Here is a 17,882-nt window from a genome sequence, read left to right on the forward strand (position 1 = left end):
TCTTCCGGGAGAATCCTTGAGTTTTTGTTGGGAAGTTAATTGGTGTTCGGCCTGAAGTTGGAGTGGAGTGAGTGACTTCTTCTTTGTAGTGCAGAAAAAGAGTGTACGTGTTAGGATTCTCCCTGCAGAACCGGACGCTTTCCTGAGGGCACGCGGCGGACTCGCCAGTAGTGCGTTGGCGATTACGCCTGTCGTCCTGATCCTCCAGGAGTCGCCGGTTCTTCCGGGAGAATCCTTGAGTTTGTGTCGGGAAGACAGTCTGTGTTCGTCCAGAAATAGAGTATGGCAAGTTACTCTTCCTAAACAGTGTGGGTGAAGTGTTGGATTGCCTGAGTGAATGCATATAGAGTCATTTCTTTTTCCACTCAGTTCATCGAAGCAGTCATAGTAGCTAACAACACTTCACCACTATCTCACTTCAAAAAAGGTCAGATTATACCAGACAATTCTACTTGGTTTTCACTATATACAAAGAGCGATCAACCTGTCTTGCACACACTAAGTACGGCTGAAGCTGGAAGACGATCGACTCCGGGAGGTTCAGGGAAAGCCGTAGCGGAGGACGGCTTTTGCGAGTGAAGCGCAGCACTGACAGGTGTAACTCGCAGCGCTTGACGATCCACCGCGCCCCCTCCGGAAAGCGTATCGTCTGGAAGCGCAAGCCGCGAGACACTCCAAGTCAGCTTCACTTCATTCAATCGTTATTGTCAAACTCTCTTTTAAACAGAAAAAACACTTCCTTTCCAAAAGGTTGGAAATGGAAGTGCGTCTTTATTAGTTCGGCGGAGGGCCTTCATGCTGACTCCAGTCGATATTTAAAAACTTGTTGTATTCCTTTGCAAATGCCAACGTGACTGTGCCGGTCGGACCATTACGTTGCTTGGCGATGATAATTTCAATCATATTCTGCATTTCTGTTTCTTTATCATAGTAATCTTCACGGTATAAAAAGGATACAATATCGGCATCCTGCTCGATACTTCCGGATTCACGTAAATCGGACATCATCGGGCGTTTATCTTGGCGCTGCTCCACACCCCGAGACAACTGCGAAAGAGCAATGACAGGAATCTTTAATTCACGAGCCAAAGCCTTCAATGAACGAGAAATTTCAGATACCTCTTGCTGTCGGTTGTCACTGCCACGACCGCTTCCCATAATTAACTGCAAATAGTCAATCATGATCATACCAAGGCCGTGTTCTTGCTGAAGCCGTCTACATTTAGAACGTATTTCATTGATCCGGATACCCGGACTGTCATCAATGAATATTCCTGCATTCGATAATGAACCCATAGCCATCGTTAATTTGCGCCAATCGTCAGCTTCTAAATTTCCTGTACGAAGAACTTGTGCGTCAATATTGCCTTCTGCACAAAGCATACGCATGACTAGTTGTTCAGCACCCATCTCCAAACTAAAGATTGCCACATTCTCATCTGTCTTTGTTGCAACGTTTTGCGCAACATTTAAGGCAAATGCCGTCTTACCGACAGAAGGACGTGCAGCTACGATAATCAGATCATTGCGCTGAAAACCTGCTGTAATTTTATCTAGATCACGGAAACCTGTAGGTATACCCGTAACATCACCTTTGCGGGTATGCAAGAGTTCAATATTGTCATAACTCTCTACTAGAACATCTTTAATGTGACGGAAATCTCCAGCATTTTTTCTACTGGATACTTCCATCATCTTTTTCTCTGCTTCGCCTAATAATGCTTCGACTTCATCTTCACGGGTATACCCATCTTCAACAATACTCGTTGCTACACGAATCAACTTACGCAATAACGACTTCTCTTCTACAATATTCGCATAATAGACGATGTTTGCGGCAGTCGGTACAGCATTCGCAAGTTCTGTTAAATACGAAATACCGCCGATGTCTTCTAACTCGTTTTTCACCTTTAACTCTTCCGTAATGGTCACGAGATCGATTGGCTGACCTTTATCACTTAACACAAGCATTGTTTCAAAGATCTTTTTATGGGCTACCCGATAAAAATCTTCGGGCATTAAAATTTCTGATGCAGTGATTAAAGCTTGTGGTTCTAAAAATACAGCTCCGATGACCGACTGTTCTGCTTCATTATTATGGGGAGGCGTGCGCTCGATCATCTGGTTCAAGCTATTATCTCCTTATCATTCTTCTGTAACATGCACTTTAAGCGTAGCTGCTACATCAGGATGCAATTTTATCGGAACATTTGTAAAGCCCAATGCACGAATAGCATCCGGCAGTTCCATTTTTCTGCGATCTACTTTGATTTTATGTTGTTTTTCAAGCGCCTGTCCAATCTGTTTCGAAGTGATAGATCCAAACAAACGACCACCTTCGCCAGACTTTGCTTGCAGTTCAACTGTTAGCTTTTCAATTTTCTCTTTCAGTTGCTTCGCTTCTGCCAGTTCAGCTGCCGCATCTTTCTTCTCACGGTTTTTTTGGCCTTCTAATTGACTGAGATTACTTGGCGTCGCTTCAATTGCAACTTTATTTTTCAATAAATAGTTTTGTGCATACCCAGTAGATACTTCTTTCACTTCACCTTTTTTACCTTTTCCTTTAACATCTTGCAAGAAAATAACTTTCATCATTCATTTCCCCTCTCAACATATTGATCAATTGTATTTTTTAACATAGTAACTGCTTCTTCTACCGTCTCCACGTCTAACTGGCAGGCTGCATTCGTCAAATGACCGCCACCTCCCAGTTCTTCCATGATGACTTGAACATTTAAATCACCCAATGAACGAGCGCTTACACCTATCTTCCCATCACTGCGTCTGGCTATGACGAATGATGCGGAAATTCCTTGCATAGTAAGAAGAATGTCAGCCGTTTGTGCAATGAGCACGGAACTGTGAATCACTTCATCATGTCCTTTTGCAATGGCAATATCTCCCGAGCCGACAAATTCTACTGTTTCAATTAGTTTGGAACGTTCGATATACGTCGAAATGTCTTCTTTTAGTAAACGTTGAACGAGTACGGTATCCGCAGCATTCGTTCGCAAATAAGAAGCTGCTTCAAATGTTCTAGCGCCGGTTCGCAGTGTAAAGCTTTTCGTATCGACCACAATCCCCGCAAGCATGGCTGTAGACTCCAGCATCGTCAATTTTTCATTTTTCGGCTGATACTCCAGCAATTCGGTCACTAGCTCAGCCGTAGAGGATGCATACGGCTCCATATAGACGAGTACAGTATTATTGATGAACTCTTCCCCACGTCGATGGTGATCGATTAACACGACCTTCTGTGCTTTGTCTAACACTCGCTCATCAATTACCATGCTAGGCTTATGTGTATCGACAATGACGACTAATGAACGCTCTGTCATGAGTTCTAATGCTTCATCGGGCATTAACATATGGTGGTATAGATCTTCATCTTTTTCAACTTCATCCATTAATCGATTCACGCTCGTATCTAATTCATCAAAATTCACGACTACATATCCATCGACGCCGTTCATACGGGCCATCTTACGTACGCCTATAGATGCGCCTATTGCATCCATATCAGGCATTTTATGACCCATGACAAATACACGGTCACTATCTTGGATTAAATCCCTCAACGCATGAGATATGACACGTGCACGCACTCTCGTACGCTTCTCTACAGGATTCGTTTTCCCGCCGTAAAACTTCAGCTTTCCGTCATGGTGTTTAATAGCCACTTGGTCACCACCGCGCCCTAGAACTAAATCTAGACTGGACTGCGCTAATTCGCCAAGTTCAGTTAACGATGTAGTGCCTGTCCCGACACCGATACTCAATGTAAGAGGTACTGAATGTTTGGATGTATTCTCACGGATCGTATCAAGAAGAGCAAACTTCGTCTTTTCTAGTTGTTCCAATGTGCCTTCGTTAAATACCGCCAAGAAACGTTCAGACGAAATCCGTTTTACGAAAATCCCATTTTCATCCGCCCACTCATTGACGAGTGAAGTGACAAGTGAGTTCATCTGACTGCGTGTCTGATCGTCCATCGTCTGTGATAATTCATCATAGTTATCAACGAGTAAAATACCGATCGTCGTACGGTCTGCATAATAAAGTGATTGGATCTTCATACGTTCTGTTACGTCAAATAAGTAGAGTAATTTTTCTTCTGGCTTATAGTAAACTTTATACGATCGATTATTCAGTATAATCACGTCTTGCTCGGAATCCTCTTTCATCACTTGGCGAAAGTTGTCATTGATTTCATATAGCGCTTCTCCGAGCCATGATTTGTCTGGGTAAATAGAAGTGACAAATGGATTCACCCACTCAATTAATTGCTTGTCATTTAATAAAATAATCCCGATAGGTAGTTCCAATAACGCTTCTTCTCCTACCTTTTTCATTCGGTAGGATAAAGTTTCAATATACTTTTCCGTTTCGATATAGCTTTCATTTTCTATCTTCCAGGCAATTGAAAGAGCGATCGCAAAAAGAACGGCAAAGAATAGCCCAACCCAAAATTGAAATAGCATCAGCAGTACAGCACCTATTGCACCTAAAAAAGACACAACAGCTAGCGGAATTCGGATCGCTCGCCTTTTATAAAGTAAACTCAATATCTCATCTTCTCCTCTCTCTGTCTTTGTCGATCCATGCACGAATATTAATGGCGATATCTAAGACACCGAGCATTACAGTGAATGGACTGAGGAACATCGCGAGTAGTGTAGCGAGCACGTTGACAATGACCGGCAATTTCATCTTTTGCAATGCGTAGTAGAGTAAAGACAGACCTTGTAAAAAGAACAAGAATCTAAAAATCAGAATAGCATTTGCTTCCATTAGATAAAATGTTGTCCCTTGTTCGGGTTGCGAAAGAATCGAAATCAACAGTAATGCCATATAAACAACGACTGTTGCGAATGGTAAACGCATCATCAAAAAGGAAGAAAATTTAGGAACAGTAAATCCTAGTCTCGCAGCCACTGCCAGTATAGGCATAATAAAAAGATAGGCAGCTATAAATACAGATAAGATAAATAGTGACGGCACGATCGTTTGATAATAAGTAAATGCCTCTGCTACTAATCGTTCTACGTCCTTAGTTGACTCGCCCATTCCGCTAAGCATAACGAGTGCTTCTTTTTGAATCGTTTCAAATTGTTGCAACAACTGGTCGATTGGATTGATTTTAAAAAACCATACAGACCCTAGGTATAGTACGCTTAAGGAAATTAGTAGTGTCAGTCCAGTAGCCATGAATACATAAAGCTTGGACTTTCCTGTCTTAACTGCGTCACCAATGACAAATCCGACTATGCTTAAAATGATGGCAGAAGGAATGGATAAAAGCCCGCCAATCAGCAAAGTTAAGAGCCACGTACAAGCTGCTACGAGCAATGTCGATGCCCGGTCATAGCGCAAACGGTATAACGTCACCGGCAGCGGGATTAACAGTAATGTTAGTGTACCCAGTAGTGGCACATAAAGAGTGAATGCTAGCAGTATGGCGAATAGCGCTACCATCATCGCCCCATACGTAATTCTCCTCGTTTGATCTTGCATATCTTTCACGCCTCAATTCATTCACAACTTTTTGATTTAGAATTAGTAGTAGTTGCGTAAGTTGATAAATTTTGATCCGAACTTAGCCTATTCATATTGCGTCAATCCTTCTAATTGTACCATGATTTGTGTCGAAATCAAAAAGAGTGGACATGCTCAATTCCAGTTATTTGGATAAGTTATGTACAGCACCAATCCTGTTGATTAACCGTATTATGTATAATTCTCTCATTCATTTAATTAAAAGCAATTTTGACTATGGCGATTGGATGGAGTGACGCTGACTAGGTGTGTCTTGTGTCTTGTGTCTTGTGTCTTGTGTCTTGTGTCTTGTGTCTTGTGTCTTGTGTCTTGTGTCTTGTGTCTTGTGTCTTGCGCTTCCAGACGATACGCTTTCCGGAGGGGACGCGGCGGATCCCGCAAAAGAGCGCTGCGGGTTACGCCTGTCAAATGCAAAGATGTGCTCCTTCTCGCTGCGCTTCACTCGCAAAAGCCGTCCTTCGCTACGACTTTTCCTGATCCTCCCGGAGTCGATCGTCTTCCAGCTTCAGCCGTACTTTGTGTAGGCAAAACAGTCAAATACCTCTTTGTAGGTAGTGAAAACCAAGTAGACTTGTCTAATACAATGCGACCGCTTTTGAAGTTAGATAGCAGTGAAGTATTATCTGCTACTATGACTTCTTCGATGAACTGAGTGGAAAAAGAAATGACTCTATATGTATTCAATCAGGCAATCCAAAGCTTCACCCACACTGTTCAGAAAGCGGAACTTACCACACTCTATTTCTGGACGAACACAAACTGACTTGCAGACACAAACACAAGGATTCTCCCGGAAGAACCGGCGACTCCTGGAGGATCAGGGTGACAGGCGTAATCGCCAACGCACTTTTGGCGAGTCCGCCGCGTCCCCTCAGGAAAGCGTCCGGTTCTGCAGGGAGAATCCTAGCACGTACACTATTTTTCTGCACTGCAAAGGAGAAGTCACTTACCCCACTCTAATTTCTGGACGAACACGAACTGACTTACGAACACTACTTCAAGGATTCTCCCGGAAGAACCGGCGACTCCTGGGGGATCAGTACGAAAGGCGTAATCGCCAAAGAACTTCTGGCGAGTCCGCCGCGTCCCCTCAGGAAAGCGTCCGGTTCTGTAGGGAGAATCCTAACACGTACCCTACCTCTACAATTACTTGTCAAAAGCACCTCATTTCCAAATACTAATTTCTTTGGATGATCAACAGGCTTGGTACAGCATAATAGGAGTAGAGAAAGAAATAGAAAAACCACCACTGACTGAAAAATTCAGTCAGTGGTGGTTCATATATTACCGCTCTTCTGAAACGAACGGAAGAAGTGCCATAATGCGTGCACGTTTGATTGCGACCGTCAATTTACGTTGGTATTTAGCGCTTGTACCAGTAACTCGACGAGGCAACATTTTTCCTCGCTCAGAGATAAACTTCTTCAACAAATCTACATCTTTATAGTCGATGTGTGTAATGTTGTTAGAAGTGAAATAGCAAACTTTACGGCGTCTGCGACCTCCACGACGTGGTGCCATAATTGTTGTCCTCCTTCCCTATTACGTATTGTTAAGTCATTCATCAGAATGGCAAGTCGTCATCTGTTACTTCAATCGGACCGCCGCCTGGTTGAAATGGATCATTGTCAACACGCGTCATATTTTGCTGATTCGGTTGGTAGGATTGCTGATTGTATCCTTGTCCCTGGTCCTGCGAAGGTGCATTATATGAAGGAGCTCCACCACCGTACGACGGTGCTTGGGTCCGTTCAGTATTCGCACTGCGCGGTTCTAAGAATTGGGTACTATCTGCAACAACTTCTGTCGTGTAAACACGCTTACCATCTTGTCCTTCGAAGCTGCCCGTCTGGATACGACCATCTACTCCGGCAAGACTACCTTTTCGTAAGTAATTTGCGATATTTTCAGCCTGTTTACGCCAAGCTACACAACTAATAAAGTCTGCTTCTCGTTCCCCTTGCTGGTTAGAGAACGCACGGTTCACAGCTAGTGTAAAACGAGTGACAGCGATACCCGTCTGTGTATACTTTAACTCAGGATCTTTCGTTAATCGACCGACTAAAACGACACGGTTTATCATTCAGAATCAAACCTCCCTCATCATTTGGAATCACTTATTTATGTCAGCTTACGCATCCACACGAACTGTCATATGACGAATAATACCTTCGTTGATGTTCGCTAGACGTGTAAATTCATCGATTGCTTCGTTACCAGCGTTAGCAGTTACTAACTGGTAGTAACCTTCACGTAGATCGTCGATTTCGTATGCAAGACGACGCTTGCCCCACTCTTTCGACTCGATGATTTCCGCTCCGTTTGAAGTTAAGACGTTATCAAAACGTTCAATCAACGCTTTTTTCGCGTCATCTTCAAGAGTTGGGCGCATAATGTACATAATCTCGTACTTTCTCATCAATAGTCACCTCCTTATGGACTTGGCCCTGCTTTTGCAAGCGGGCAAGGAGTAAGTAATTTAGATATTACTCACATCAGTTGATATTACCATAGCTCCACTTTAATATCAACCCTAAATATACTATACTGAATAAATTAAGGAGTGATTTCGTATGGATCAACAACATCCTATTATTGTAGAACTGGATCTACAGAAAGTTGCGAAACAAAGTATTTGGTTGACGTTTATTCCTCTTATTCTTCTTTTACTAATTCGTTTCTTTCTGAACGGCGGATTGTTTCTGACATTCTCTTTGTGGTATTTTCTGTACTTTTTTGTCGGTTATATTATATTGATCGTCTTTCATGAATTTTTTCACTTACTCGGATTTCGAATGTTCTGCGGTGTCCCCTGGAAAAACATGGACTACGGTGTCAATTTAAAAATGGGCATTGCTTATGCTACTGCCGATCAGCTAATGGACAATAAAGGAATCCGCCAAGCACTCCTACTGCCGTTTTGGATGACAGGCATACTCCCGGCGATCATTGCACTCTATCTCAATGACGGTGTGTTGCTCGTGCTGGCAGCGGCATTAATTGGCGGTGCAGCGGGTGACTTTGCGATGTACAAAGAACTGAAAAAATTTCCAGACGATGCAATGGTTAAAGATGATCCCGAATTGCCTAAGTTATATATTTATCCTGCCCAATGAATGACATCATGAGGTTTTCATGTAAAAAAGCTGTTTCCCCAGTTGATTCAGGGGAAACAGCTTTTCAATTATACGTTGAAACGGAACAACATAACGTCCCCGTCTTTTACGATGTATTCTTTACCTTCCAAACGCACCTTGCCTGCTTCTTTTGCAGCCGTCATAGAACCATGCTCGACCAAGTCGTCATAGGCTACCGTTTCTGCACGTATGAAGCCGCGCTCAAAGTCTGTATGGATGACGCCGGCACATTGTGGAGCTTTCATCCCTTTACGGAACGTCCAGGCACGAACTTCCTGCACACCTGCCGTAAAGTACGTTGCATATCCTAGCAATTTGTACGTTGCTTTGATCAATAAATCTAGCCCTGATTCTTTGATCCCTAGCTCTTCAAGGAACATTTCTTTCTCATCGTCCTCAAGTTCAGCCATTTCTTCTTCAATCTTCGCACACACTACGATGACTTCCGCATGATCTTTCTCAGCAAATTCACGCACTTGCTGCACATATGGATTGTTGTCTGCATCTGCAATCTCATCTTCAGAAACGTTGGCAACGTAAAGCATCGGTTTGATTGTCAGCAAATGCATTCCTTTTATTACTTGGTACTCATCGTCTGTCAAGTCAATAGACCGTGCCGCCAACTCATTTTCGAAACCGTCTCGCAATTTCATAAGTATAGGCTCTTCAATCATAGCGTCTTTGTCTTTTTGTTTAGCCATTTTCGATACACGTGCTAAACGCTTATCCACACTTTCCATATCCGCCAAAATTAATTCTAAGTTGATGATTTCAATATCATCAATCGGATTAACTTTTCCTGACACGTGTGTAATATTCTCATCTTCGAAACAACGAACGACCTGGCAAATGGCATCTACTTCACGAATATGTGATAAGAACTTATTGCCTAGTCCTTCCCCTTTACTTGCACCTTCTACAATTCCTGCAATGTCTGTAAATTCAAATGCAGTAGGTACTGTCTTCTTAGGTGTAACAAGTTCTGTCAGCTTATCTAAACGTTCATCTGGCACTTCAACAATCCCTACGTTCGGATCAATTGTACAGAACGGATAATTCGCCGCCTCTGCTCCTGCTTTCGTAATTGCATTAAATAATGTTGATTTTCCTACATTCGGAAGACCTACAATTCCTGCTGTTAAAGCCATTCTTCCCACACCCTTCTTATCTATCGTAACTATTTCATTATAAGGCTAGTCAACCATTTCATTATAAGGACAATCTTCGGCATTGTCTATGTGCGATCAAGACTCGTTCCTTAACAAAATCTTTTTCATCTTCTTAGAGAACTCATTGCGTGGAATCATAACGCTATGTCCGCAACCTTCGCACTTAATACGGATATCAGCGCCCATACGTATGATCTTCCAAGCATTTGAGCCACAAGGATGTGGTTTTTTCATCTCCACGACGTCGTGCAAATCAAATTCTTTCTCCGCCATCTTGTGAATCTCCTTCCATTTTTTCTTGGAACAATACCATCTTCGGATATGGCATTTCAATTCCATTCTGATCCATAAACTTCTTCAAATCCTGCCGGAGTTTACGACCAACCGCGAAGTTTGCCACAGGTTCTGTTTCTGCTATAATACGCAGTACAATTTTGGACGGCTCGATACTTTGTACTCCGAGCACTTCCGGGATCCCAATCACTTCTGCATACCGCTCTTTTGGAAGCTTCTTTAAAAACTCTTTCAGTAACTCTTCGGCATGTTCAATATTCGTTTCATAGGAAACGCCAATATCCAATATAGCCATGGAATTTGTCACTGAAAAATTAATAACCTCTCCAATTTGACCATTCGGCACGGTATATAACTCTCCGCCGAATAACGCAATCTTCGTCGTCCGCAATCCAATTTCCAATACGGTTCCTTCCGCACTATTAATCCGAACGTAATCGCCAACACCGAATTGATCTTCAAAAATAATGAAAAACCCGGAAATGACGTCTTTCACTAAACTTTGTGCACCAAAACCGACCGCCAATCCAAGAACCCCGGCACCTGCCAGCAAGCCTTTTACATCAATATTAAACTCCGTCAAAATGGCTAGTATGGCTGAAAAATAAATGACGTATGTCAATGCATTTTCTAATAACTTAATAATGGTTTTTTCGCGGCGTTCACTTTTACGCATAGGACTCTTCAGCTTGATAGCAAAGAATCGGCGAATAAATACATGACCAACCTTCACCAATATCCCTGCTACGACAATAATTAAAAAAATCTTTAAAGCAAATAATCCTACATTAAACCAAAAGACAGTATCAAAAATAGTTTCATTTGCTTGGTCTGTTGCTCCATCTACTGCCTTTTTAATACTTTTCCCTACTGTATCCAGGCTTTCTTTCACGTCTGTATTTGAATCTACTGCCATTGAAAGAAATCCTCCTTTCGTATAAACCCATACACCCCTGGCTATACTGCACAGCAATACATACACAGGCTCTCCCGTAGCCCTGCGTAAAGAACTTATAAAGGAATGATGTCTCCCAATGTATATAACTGAGCCCTCATCTTACCATTATCGTATCTCTTATAAAGAAACCGGGGTTGTCTGGAAGTTAAGTTCATATTTCATCCAGCATATCCCTTTTAAAAGACAACCAATCATCTTTTACTGTATTGGCTCCGATCGTTCGACGGGTGACTCTTTAGGACCTCTAACTGGTTCTTATCTATCTGAACTTAGTCTTTTTCCGTACCCGGTGATTGGCACACTTGAAAACCCACTCCATGCGCTAAATCTAGAGCAACGGTTGAAGTTAACAGAAACACTTTATCCTGATGCGTTCACCGTAGCAATAGACGCCTGCCTCAGTAAAAAGGACGCGGTAGGTGAGCTATTGTTCCACAACGGTCCCATTTCACCAGGTAAAGCGGTTGGAAAGAATTTGCCGCCTGTCGGTGATGTCTCTATTAAAGGAGTCGTCAATATTGCAGGTTTTATGGAACAAGCAGTACTACAAAGCACACGTTTATACTTGCCTTTTGAAATGAGTCGTATGATTGGACGTGCGTTACAGCTTGCCCATCACCGTCAAAAGTCAGAAGACGTATACAATCGTTACAATGAGAGCCACTACACCAATCCCTGGAATAAAATTCGCTATCCGAATCTTAGTCAAACCGATTAAGTTCAAACCGATAGCCGCAATCATTAATCCACCCGTTGCCGTCATTTCGGAAATAAATAACTGCATTAAATCGTCAGGAACAAAACGACTAATGAGCGTAGCTAGAAATGTAATACTACCCTGATACAGTAGTAATGGTATAGCGGAGAAAGCTACCCCGATGCCTAAAGTAGAACTTAACACAATGGATGTAAAGCCATCTAAAATCCCTTTCATCACTAAGACGTTGTGATCATTCCGGAGCCCGCTGTCAATTGCACCAATGATGGCCATTGACCCTACACAAAATATTAGTGTAGCCGTCACAAACCCTTGTGCAACGCCTGGGCTTCCCTTCTTGGCTGGTAATTTTTTCTCTATCCATTGACCAAGAAAATTCACTTTTTGATCCAAATCAATCCATTCCCCAATGATTGCACCAATGACGATACTGATGATGACTATAACGATTTGTGTCGTTTGGAAAGTCATCTGCAGTCCAATGGCTACAACCGCCAAGCCGATACCGTACATAATCGTCTCTTTCATCCGTTCAGGTATGCCATGCAAAAAACGTCCTATTAATGTACCTATTATAATAGTCAGTACATTAAATAGTGAGCCGAATAATATCATATAGTCACTTCCAACTTTTCTTTAACGATTCATATATTTATTACTAACAAGAATGATATTATCGTTCTTCACTTAGAATTTCTAAGATACGTTCGAAATCTTCATCTGATAGAAACTCAATTTCTATTTTCCCTTTGTTTTTCGTCTTTTTTATTGTAACTTTTGTTCCAAACTGCTCCCGTAATGTAGTTTCATGTTCTGCTAGGAATAAATCCTTTTTCTTCTTTTTCTTTGTTTCACGTGGAACATCTTCGTTTAATTGCTGTACTAGTTTTTCTAATTGACGAACATTCAAATGTTCATTCTTAGTCTTTTCAGCGACTTGTAGAATTTGTTCTTTATTTCTTAACCCAAGCAATGTACGCCCATGCCCCATTGACAGTATTCCATGGGAAATATCATGCAACACTTGTTCAGGTAATGTGAGTAGACGAATGTGATTCGCAATATGCGGCCTGCTCTTACCTAATCTAAATGCTAATTGTTCTTGCGTTAATTCGAGACTTTCCATTAATCGTTGATAAGCTTCAGCCACTTCAATTGGTGTAAGATCTTCGCGTTGAAGATTCTCTAAAATAGCCATCTCCATGGATTGCTCGTCTGTTAACTCTCGAACAACTGCCGGGATTTCCTTTTTTCCAGCTAACTCGGAAGCGCGGTATCTTCTTTCTCCGACGACAATTTCATACTGTGTTCCTACACTGCGCACAATAATCGGTTGCAATACACCGTGCTCTTTAATCGATTCACTCAACTCTACAAGCGATTCATCATCAAATATTTTACGTGGTTGATAAGGATTTGCTTGAATACTCTTTAATCGCAGTAATTCTACCTTTTCCAATGACTCACGAGGAAACAATGCGTTTAGCCCTTTACCTAGACCTTTACTCATTTTCCGCCACTTCCTTTGCCAACTCTAAATAGACTTCCGCACCTTTTGATCTGGAATCATACAAAATAATCGGTTTTCCATGACTCGGTGCTTCACTTAATCTAACGTTTCGTGGAATAATTGTTTTATATACTTTGTCTTGGAAATACTTCTTCACTTCTTCGATCACTTGAATACCTAAGTTCGTACGCGCATCAAACATTGTGAGTAATACCCCGTCTATATACAACGATTCATTCAAGTGCTTTTGGACAAGACGAATGGTACTCAATAACTGACTTAATCCTTCCAACGCATAATATTCACATTGTACTGGAATGATAATAGAGTCAGAAGCAGTCAAAGCATTTAATGTCAGAAGTCCAAGTGATGGTGGACAGTCAATAATTACATAGTCGTACTGCCCTTTAATGTCTTGAATTGCATGTTTCATACGGACTTCACGAGAAATCGTAGAGACCAGTTCAATTTCAGCTCCTGCTAACGAAATCGTAGCTGGAATGATATCCAAATTTTCAATATTCGTCTGCAAAATGACATCTTGTACCGGTACATCATCGATTAACATATTGTAGATACAGTCTTGTACATCCCCTTTATTGATACCTACCCCACTCGTTGCGTTGCCTTGTGGATCAGAATCAATTAAAAGCACCTTTTTGCCTATATGGGCAAGGCATGCACTTAAGTTAACAGAAGTCGTTGTCTTACCGACTCCTCCTTTTTGATTGGCTATGGCGATAATCTTACCCACTCTCGCACCCGCTTTCTTTCATATTTCAATTAGTAGCTAGAAGCTTTTCACAATTACGTGTATTTCTAATACTTTACTTATCGTTCTGTAATTCTTTTTCATTTTATCATCTTACTAGGCCGAACTCTATCGTTATATAAGAAAACTCTTGCTAGTTGGATAGCAAGAGTTTAGAATTGTCACTTTTTCAGTATTTTGACGGTAATTGTATAGCAGTCTTCTGAATCTATTTCTTGCGATTCTACTTCGATTCCACTCTTCGTCATCAAAGCCAGTGACTCTCTTAATGTATTTACTGCAATTCGCACATCTTTACTGATAGATTTCCGTCGAGATACTGTTTTTTTTGTTTGCGACTTTTGAATAGGATGAGTGATTTCTTTAATACGATTTTCAAGTTCTTTCACGTTATACTTATTCTCTTTTGTTTCTTCCATTACTTCGATTTGCAGAGCTGTTTCTTTTAACGGCAATAGTGCACGTGCGTGACGCTCTGAAATCTCTTTTTTCAGGATTGCATTTTGTACCTCTTCAGGTAGTTTTAAAAGTCGCATTTTATTAGCAATAGTAGATTGACCTTTCCCTAATCTCTGGGCTAAAGCTTCTTGCGTCAATTCATGAAGTTTTAATAAATTTTCATAGGCATATGCTTCTTCAATTGCTGTTAATTCTTCACGTTGTAAGTTTTCGATTAAAGCTACAGAAGCAGTTTCTTTATCACTTAGATTACGGACGATAGCCGGTACCTCTGTCCAGCCAAGCTTACGCATAGCGCGATAACGTCGTTCCCCTGCAATAATCTCATATTGTTCATTACCCATCTGACGAATGACAATTGGTTGAATGACACCATGAGTATGGATTGTTCTAGCGAGTTCTTCGATCTTTTCTTCACTAAATATTGTCCGTGGTTGAAATTGGTTCGGTATGATCGAATCAATGGCCACTTGATCTACCTTTTCAAGTTGCCTACCTTCCACTTTCTCTATCAAGTCTATCTTCTCTCCTCCACCAAAAAAGCGCGATAAAGTATTTTTCAACCCCTGCACCACCTTTTCGAAACTAGTCCCTTTTATGAACTGCCCTTCTTACTGTTCCACGTGAAACATAATACGTTTTATCCTGTAATAGGTGTTTTATTTGGCACTCCTGGTTTTCTAGGATATTTCTTAGGTGTCTGTTTGCTTTTTTTAAAGATGAATATATGACGTTCACTATTTTCTTCCGGCAGTAAAAATTCATGCTCTTCTTGTAACGAAGCACCGAGTAGTTTCACCGCTCTTGTTGCGTCTTGTAATTCTTCCGCAGCGGCAGCACCTTTCATAGAAACAAATAATCCTCCTACTTTCACAATCGGCAAACATAGCTCAGATAGTACTGATAAACGAGCTACTGCGCGGGCTGTTACAACATCAAATTGTTCTCTGTACTTCGGATTACGGCCAAAGTCTTCCGCTCTTGCATGAACAAATGCTACTTTTTCTAACTTCAGTTCTCCCGCTAAATGATTTAGAAAGTTAATACGTTTGTTCAATGAGTCTACAATTGTTACTTGAAGATGTGGGAAGCAAATCTTTAAAGGGATGCTCGGAAAACCAGCCCCTGCCCCTACATCACAAATAGATTCAACAGAAGTTAAATCTACGTAAAATGAACTTGTGATGGAATCATAAAAATGCTTTAAATAAACAGAGGGTGCATCCGTTATAGCCGTTAAGTTCATCTTTTCATTCCACTCTACGAGAATTTCGAAGTAACGTGTAAATTGTTGCTTTTGTACATCCGTTAATTTAATTCCTTTTTCTTGTAGTGCTGCATAAAACTCTTCTTCCGTCATCGTCTCATTCCTTTTCAAAAAGACTGACGCCTCTAAGCGCCAGCCATATATTTAACCTGATACTTTTGCAATCTTTCCTTGCTCAATGTAGACAAGAAGAATAGCAATATCTGAAGGATTCACGCCAGAAATACGTGAGGCTTGCGCTATAGACAACGGCTGAACAGCTTTTAAATTCGCCTTTGCTTCTTTAGCAATACCCGATATTGCATCGTAATCAATATTTTCGGGAATCCGCTTATTCTCCATCTTTTTCATTCTTTCCACTTGTTGCATAGCCTTTTCGATATATCCTTCATACTTAATAAAGATCTCTACTTGCTCAGCCACTTCTTCATTTATTTGTTCCAGTGGCGGGACAACTATACGCAGTTCACTATATTTCATTTCAGGACGTTTCAATAAGTCTGCAGCTTTCATCGGTTCACGTAATGCTGTTCCGCCTGCATTTTCAATGATCGCTTGGACTTCTTCAGTAGGCTTGACTGATACTTTACGTAAGTGTTCGATTTCAGCATCAATTTGTGCTTTTTTTGCAACGAATGCTTCATGTCGTTCTTCACTGATCATGCCATTTTTATAGCCAATCTCTGTCAATCGCATGTCTGCATTATCATGACGCAGCAATAGACGGTACTCAGCTCTAGAAGTTAGTAAACGATAAGGTTCACTCGTTCCTTTTGTCACTAAGTCATCTACAAGCACACCGATATATGCTTCACTGCGACCCAATACTACTTCTTCTTTTCCAAGCACATTGCATGCAGCGTTTATTCCCGCCATTAATCCTTGTGCAGCAGCTTCTTCATAGCCCGATGTTCCGTTAATTTGACCTGCTGTATACAAGTTTTTAATCTTTTTTGTTTCAAGTGTTGGCCATAGCTGTGTAGCAATGACGGAATCGTATTCAATCGCGTAGCCCGCACGCATCATTTCAGCTTTCTCCAGCCCGGGAACACTCGCAATTAAACGGTGTTGGACATGTTCAGGTAGACTTGTCGATAAGCCTTGTACGTAAACCTCACGCGTATTACGGCCTTCTGGCTCTAAGAAGATTTGATGGCGTGATTTGTCTGCAAAACGTACAATTTTATCTTCAATAGATGGACAGTAGCTAGGTCCCTTCCCTTTAATCATGCCCGAATACATAGGTGACAAATGAAGGTTTTCATTAATAATTTCATGCGTTTCAGGTGTAGTATACGTTAACCAACAAGGCAATTGATCCATAATGAACTCCGTCGTTTCATAGCTGAATGAACGTGGAACATCATCCCCCGGCTGAATTTCAGTTTTGCTGTAGTCAATTGTATTGCTATTAATCCGTGGAGGTGTTCCTGTTTTGAATCGAACCGTATCCAACCCTAATTCCCTTAAATGATCCGCAAGCTTAATGGATGGCATTTGGTTATTTGGACCACTCGAATACTTCAAGTCGCCAATAATGACTTCTCCGCGTAAAAATGTTCCAGTTGTAATAATAACGGTCTTTGCACGGAAAATAGCACCTATTTGCGTTACTACACCTTTTACTTCACCATCTTCAACGATCAAGCGCTCTACGACTGCTTGACGAAGTGTTAAATTCGGTTGTTCTTCAAGAATTCGCTTCATTTCCTGTTGATATAAGACTTTATCGGCCTGCGCACGCAATGCACGAACGGCAGGACCTTTCCCTGTGTTCAACATACGCATTTGAATATGTGTCTTGTCTATAACTTTCGCCATTACCCCGCCGAGTGCGTCAATCTCGCGGACAACAATCCCTTTTGCGGGACCTCCTAGAGACGGGTTACATGGCATAAATGCGATCATATCTAGATTCATCGTGAGTACGACAGTCGATGCGCCCATCTTTGCAGCAGCATATGCCGCTTCTGCGCCTGCGTGTCCAGCTCCGATGACTATACAATCGAACGTGCCTGCTTCAAATTGTGGCATGTTCGTTC

18 protein-coding genes are annotated in these 17,882 nt (G+C 41.5%); 2 read left to right on the top strand and 16 right to left on the bottom strand.

From position 1 onward, the window contains the following. Window positions 1–774 precede the first annotated feature (774 nt). From dnaB to rpsF, 7 genes are all read right to left on the bottom strand, one after another. Window positions 775–2,121 carry a replicative DNA helicase gene (gene dnaB / locus DV702_RS13555; protein ID WP_371682763.1) on the bottom strand — a complete coding sequence of 449 codons (1,347 nt, stop codon included), beginning with the start codon at window positions 2,119–2,121 and terminating at the stop codon, window positions 775–777. A gap of 24 nt (window positions 2,122–2,145) precedes the next feature. Further along, window positions 2,146–2,592: a 50S ribosomal protein L9 gene (gene rplI / locus DV702_RS13560; protein WP_114925236.1), complete on the bottom strand. Its 447-nt coding sequence runs from the start codon at window positions 2,590–2,592 to the stop codon at window positions 2,146–2,148. Then, the gene (locus DV702_RS13565; RefSeq protein WP_114925237.1) at window positions 2,592–4,565 is read right to left on the bottom strand and encodes a DHH family phosphoesterase; all 1,974 of its coding nucleotides are present in this window, start codon (window positions 4,563–4,565) and stop codon (window positions 2,592–2,594) included. The genes rplI and DV702_RS13565 overlap by 1 nt, the downstream gene beginning before the upstream one ends. A 4-nt stretch (window positions 4,566–4,569) precedes the next feature. Continuing rightward, window positions 4,570–5,514: a YybS family protein gene (locus DV702_RS13570; RefSeq protein ID WP_114925238.1), complete on the bottom strand. Its 945-nt coding sequence runs from the start codon at window positions 5,512–5,514 to the stop codon at window positions 4,570–4,572. A gap of 1,326 nt (window positions 5,515–6,840) precedes the next feature. Continuing rightward, window positions 6,841–7,080 carry a 30S ribosomal protein S18 gene (rpsR, locus tag DV702_RS13575; protein ID WP_205407256.1) on the bottom strand — a complete coding sequence of 80 codons (240 nt, stop codon included), beginning with the start codon at window positions 7,078–7,080 and terminating at the stop codon, window positions 6,841–6,843. A 40-nt stretch (window positions 7,081–7,120) separates the two neighbouring features. After that, window positions 7,121–7,639: a single-stranded DNA-binding protein gene (ssb, locus tag DV702_RS13580; RefSeq protein WP_114925240.1), complete on the bottom strand. Its 519-nt coding sequence runs from the start codon at window positions 7,637–7,639 to the stop codon at window positions 7,121–7,123. Window positions 7,640–7,687: 48 nt separating this feature from the next. Beyond that, on the bottom strand, window positions 7,688–7,975 hold the full coding sequence (gene rpsF, locus DV702_RS13585; protein WP_114925241.1) for a 30S ribosomal protein S6: 288 nt from the start codon (window positions 7,973–7,975) through the stop codon (window positions 7,688–7,690). Between the two features lie 154 nt (window positions 7,976–8,129). On the opposite strand from rpsF, the gene DV702_RS13590 reads away from it, so the two are divergent. Then, window positions 8,130–8,672: a DUF3267 domain-containing protein gene (locus DV702_RS13590; protein WP_114925242.1), complete on the top strand. Its 543-nt coding sequence runs from the start codon at window positions 8,130–8,132 to the stop codon at window positions 8,670–8,672. Window positions 8,673–8,740: 68 nt separating this feature from the next. Here DV702_RS13590 and ychF read toward each other — a convergent pair whose 3' ends face one another. The 3 genes from ychF to DV702_RS13605 form a co-directional block, all read right to left on the bottom strand. Then, complete coding sequence (gene ychF / locus DV702_RS13595) at window positions 8,741–9,841, bottom strand: redox-regulated ATPase YchF (RefSeq protein ID WP_114925243.1); 1,101 nt, start codon at window positions 9,839–9,841, stop codon at window positions 8,741–8,743. A 96-nt stretch (window positions 9,842–9,937) separates the two neighbouring features. Continuing rightward, the gene (locus DV702_RS13600) at window positions 9,938–10,135 is read right to left on the bottom strand and encodes a DUF951 domain-containing protein (protein ID WP_114925244.1); all 198 of its coding nucleotides are present in this window, start codon (window positions 10,133–10,135) and stop codon (window positions 9,938–9,940) included. After that, the gene (locus tag DV702_RS13605; protein ID WP_240315628.1) at window positions 10,116–11,072 is read right to left on the bottom strand and encodes a mechanosensitive ion channel family protein; all 957 of its coding nucleotides are present in this window, start codon (window positions 11,070–11,072) and stop codon (window positions 10,116–10,118) included. Before DV702_RS13605 ends, DV702_RS13600 begins: the two co-directional genes overlap by 20 nt. A gap of 118 nt (window positions 11,073–11,190) precedes the next feature. Here DV702_RS13605 and yyaC point away from each other — a divergent pair, with 118 nt between their 5' ends. Continuing rightward, window positions 11,191–11,832, top strand: coding sequence for a spore protease YyaC (gene yyaC / locus DV702_RS13610; protein WP_114925246.1), 642 nt, complete (start codon window positions 11,191–11,193; stop codon window positions 11,830–11,832). Here the strand turns inward: yyaC and DV702_RS13615 are convergent. The 6 genes from DV702_RS13615 to mnmG all read right to left on the bottom strand — a co-directional run bounded on the left by DV702_RS13615 (window position 11,743) and on the right by mnmG (window position 17,874). After that, entirely contained in the window at window positions 11,743–12,447 is a 705-nt protein-coding gene (locus DV702_RS13615; protein WP_114925247.1) for a DUF554 domain-containing protein, read from the bottom strand. The genes yyaC and DV702_RS13615 overlap by 90 nt on opposite strands. A gap of 58 nt (window positions 12,448–12,505) precedes the next feature. Then, window positions 12,506–13,342: a ParB/RepB/Spo0J family partition protein gene (locus DV702_RS13620; RefSeq protein ID WP_114925248.1), complete on the bottom strand. Its 837-nt coding sequence runs from the start codon at window positions 13,340–13,342 to the stop codon at window positions 12,506–12,508. After that, a complete protein-coding gene (locus DV702_RS13625) occupies window positions 13,335–14,096 on the bottom strand; it encodes a ParA family protein (protein WP_114925249.1) in 762 nt (253 codons plus the stop codon). Before DV702_RS13625 ends, DV702_RS13620 begins: the two co-directional genes overlap by 8 nt. Before the next feature lie 179 nt (window positions 14,097–14,275). Then, window positions 14,276–15,136, bottom strand: a complete 861-nt coding sequence (gene noc, locus DV702_RS13630) for a nucleoid occlusion protein (protein ID WP_114925250.1) — start codon at window positions 15,134–15,136, stop codon at window positions 14,276–14,278. Between the two features lie 77 nt (window positions 15,137–15,213). Beyond that, window positions 15,214–15,933, bottom strand: a complete 720-nt coding sequence (gene rsmG / locus DV702_RS13635) for a 16S rRNA (guanine(527)-N(7))-methyltransferase RsmG (RefSeq protein WP_114925251.1) — start codon at window positions 15,931–15,933, stop codon at window positions 15,214–15,216. 51 nt (window positions 15,934–15,984) lie between these two features. Next, on the bottom strand, window positions 15,985–17,874 hold the full coding sequence (mnmG, locus tag DV702_RS13640) for a tRNA uridine-5-carboxymethylaminomethyl(34) synthesis enzyme MnmG (protein WP_114925252.1): 1,890 nt from the start codon (window positions 17,872–17,874) through the stop codon (window positions 15,985–15,987). Between the last annotated feature and the right edge of the window lie 8 nt (window positions 17,875–17,882).

The organism is Sporosarcina sp. PTS2304 (genome assembly GCF_003351785.1).
Lineage (GTDB): Bacteria > Bacillota > Bacilli > Bacillales_A > Planococcaceae > Sporosarcina.

What these genes read in the sequence shown, in the direction of transcription:
- dnaB (WP_371682763.1), bottom strand. Translation starts at nt 2,121, where the DNA reads ATGATCGAGCGCACGCCTCCCCATAATAATGAAGCAGAACAGTCGGTC.
- rplI (WP_114925236.1), bottom strand. Translation starts at nt 2,592, where the DNA reads ATGAAAGTTATTTTCTTGCAAGATGTTAAAGGAAAAGGTAAAAAAGGT.
- DV702_RS13570 (WP_114925238.1), bottom strand. Translation starts at nt 5,514, where the DNA reads ATGCAAGATCAAACGAGGAGAATTACGTATGGGGCGATGATGGTAGCG.
- ssb (WP_114925240.1), bottom strand. Translation starts at nt 7,639, where the DNA reads ATGATAAACCGTGTCGTTTTAGTCGGTCGATTAACGAAAGATCCTGAG.
- rpsF (WP_114925241.1), bottom strand. Translation starts at nt 7,975, where the DNA reads ATGAGAAAGTACGAGATTATGTACATTATGCGCCCAACTCTTGAAGAT.
- DV702_RS13590 (WP_114925242.1), top strand. Translation starts at nt 8,130, where the DNA reads ATGGATCAACAACATCCTATTATTGTAGAACTGGATCTACAGAAAGTT.
- ychF (WP_114925243.1), bottom strand. Translation starts at nt 9,841, where the DNA reads ATGGCTTTAACAGCAGGAATTGTAGGTCTTCCGAATGTAGGAAAATCA.
- DV702_RS13600 (WP_114925244.1), bottom strand. Translation starts at nt 10,135, where the DNA reads ATGGCGGAGAAAGAATTTGATTTGCACGACGTCGTGGAGATGAAAAAA.
- DV702_RS13605 (WP_240315628.1), bottom strand. Translation starts at nt 11,072, where the DNA reads ATGGCAGTAGATTCAAATACAGACGTGAAAGAAAGCCTGGATACAGTA.
- yyaC (WP_114925246.1), top strand. Translation starts at nt 11,191, where the DNA reads ATGTATATAACTGAGCCCTCATCTTACCATTATCGTATCTCTTATAAA.
- DV702_RS13615 (WP_114925247.1), bottom strand. Translation starts at nt 12,447, where the DNA reads ATGATATTATTCGGCTCACTATTTAATGTACTGACTATTATAATAGGT.
- DV702_RS13620 (WP_114925248.1), bottom strand. Translation starts at nt 13,342, where the DNA reads ATGAGTAAAGGTCTAGGTAAAGGGCTAAACGCATTGTTTCCTCGTGAG.
- rsmG (WP_114925251.1), bottom strand. Translation starts at nt 15,933, where the DNA reads ATGACGGAAGAAGAGTTTTATGCAGCACTACAAGAAAAAGGAATTAAA.
- mnmG (WP_114925252.1), bottom strand. Translation starts at nt 17,874, where the DNA reads ATGCCACAATTTGAAGCAGGCACGTTCGATTGTATAGTCATCGGAGCT.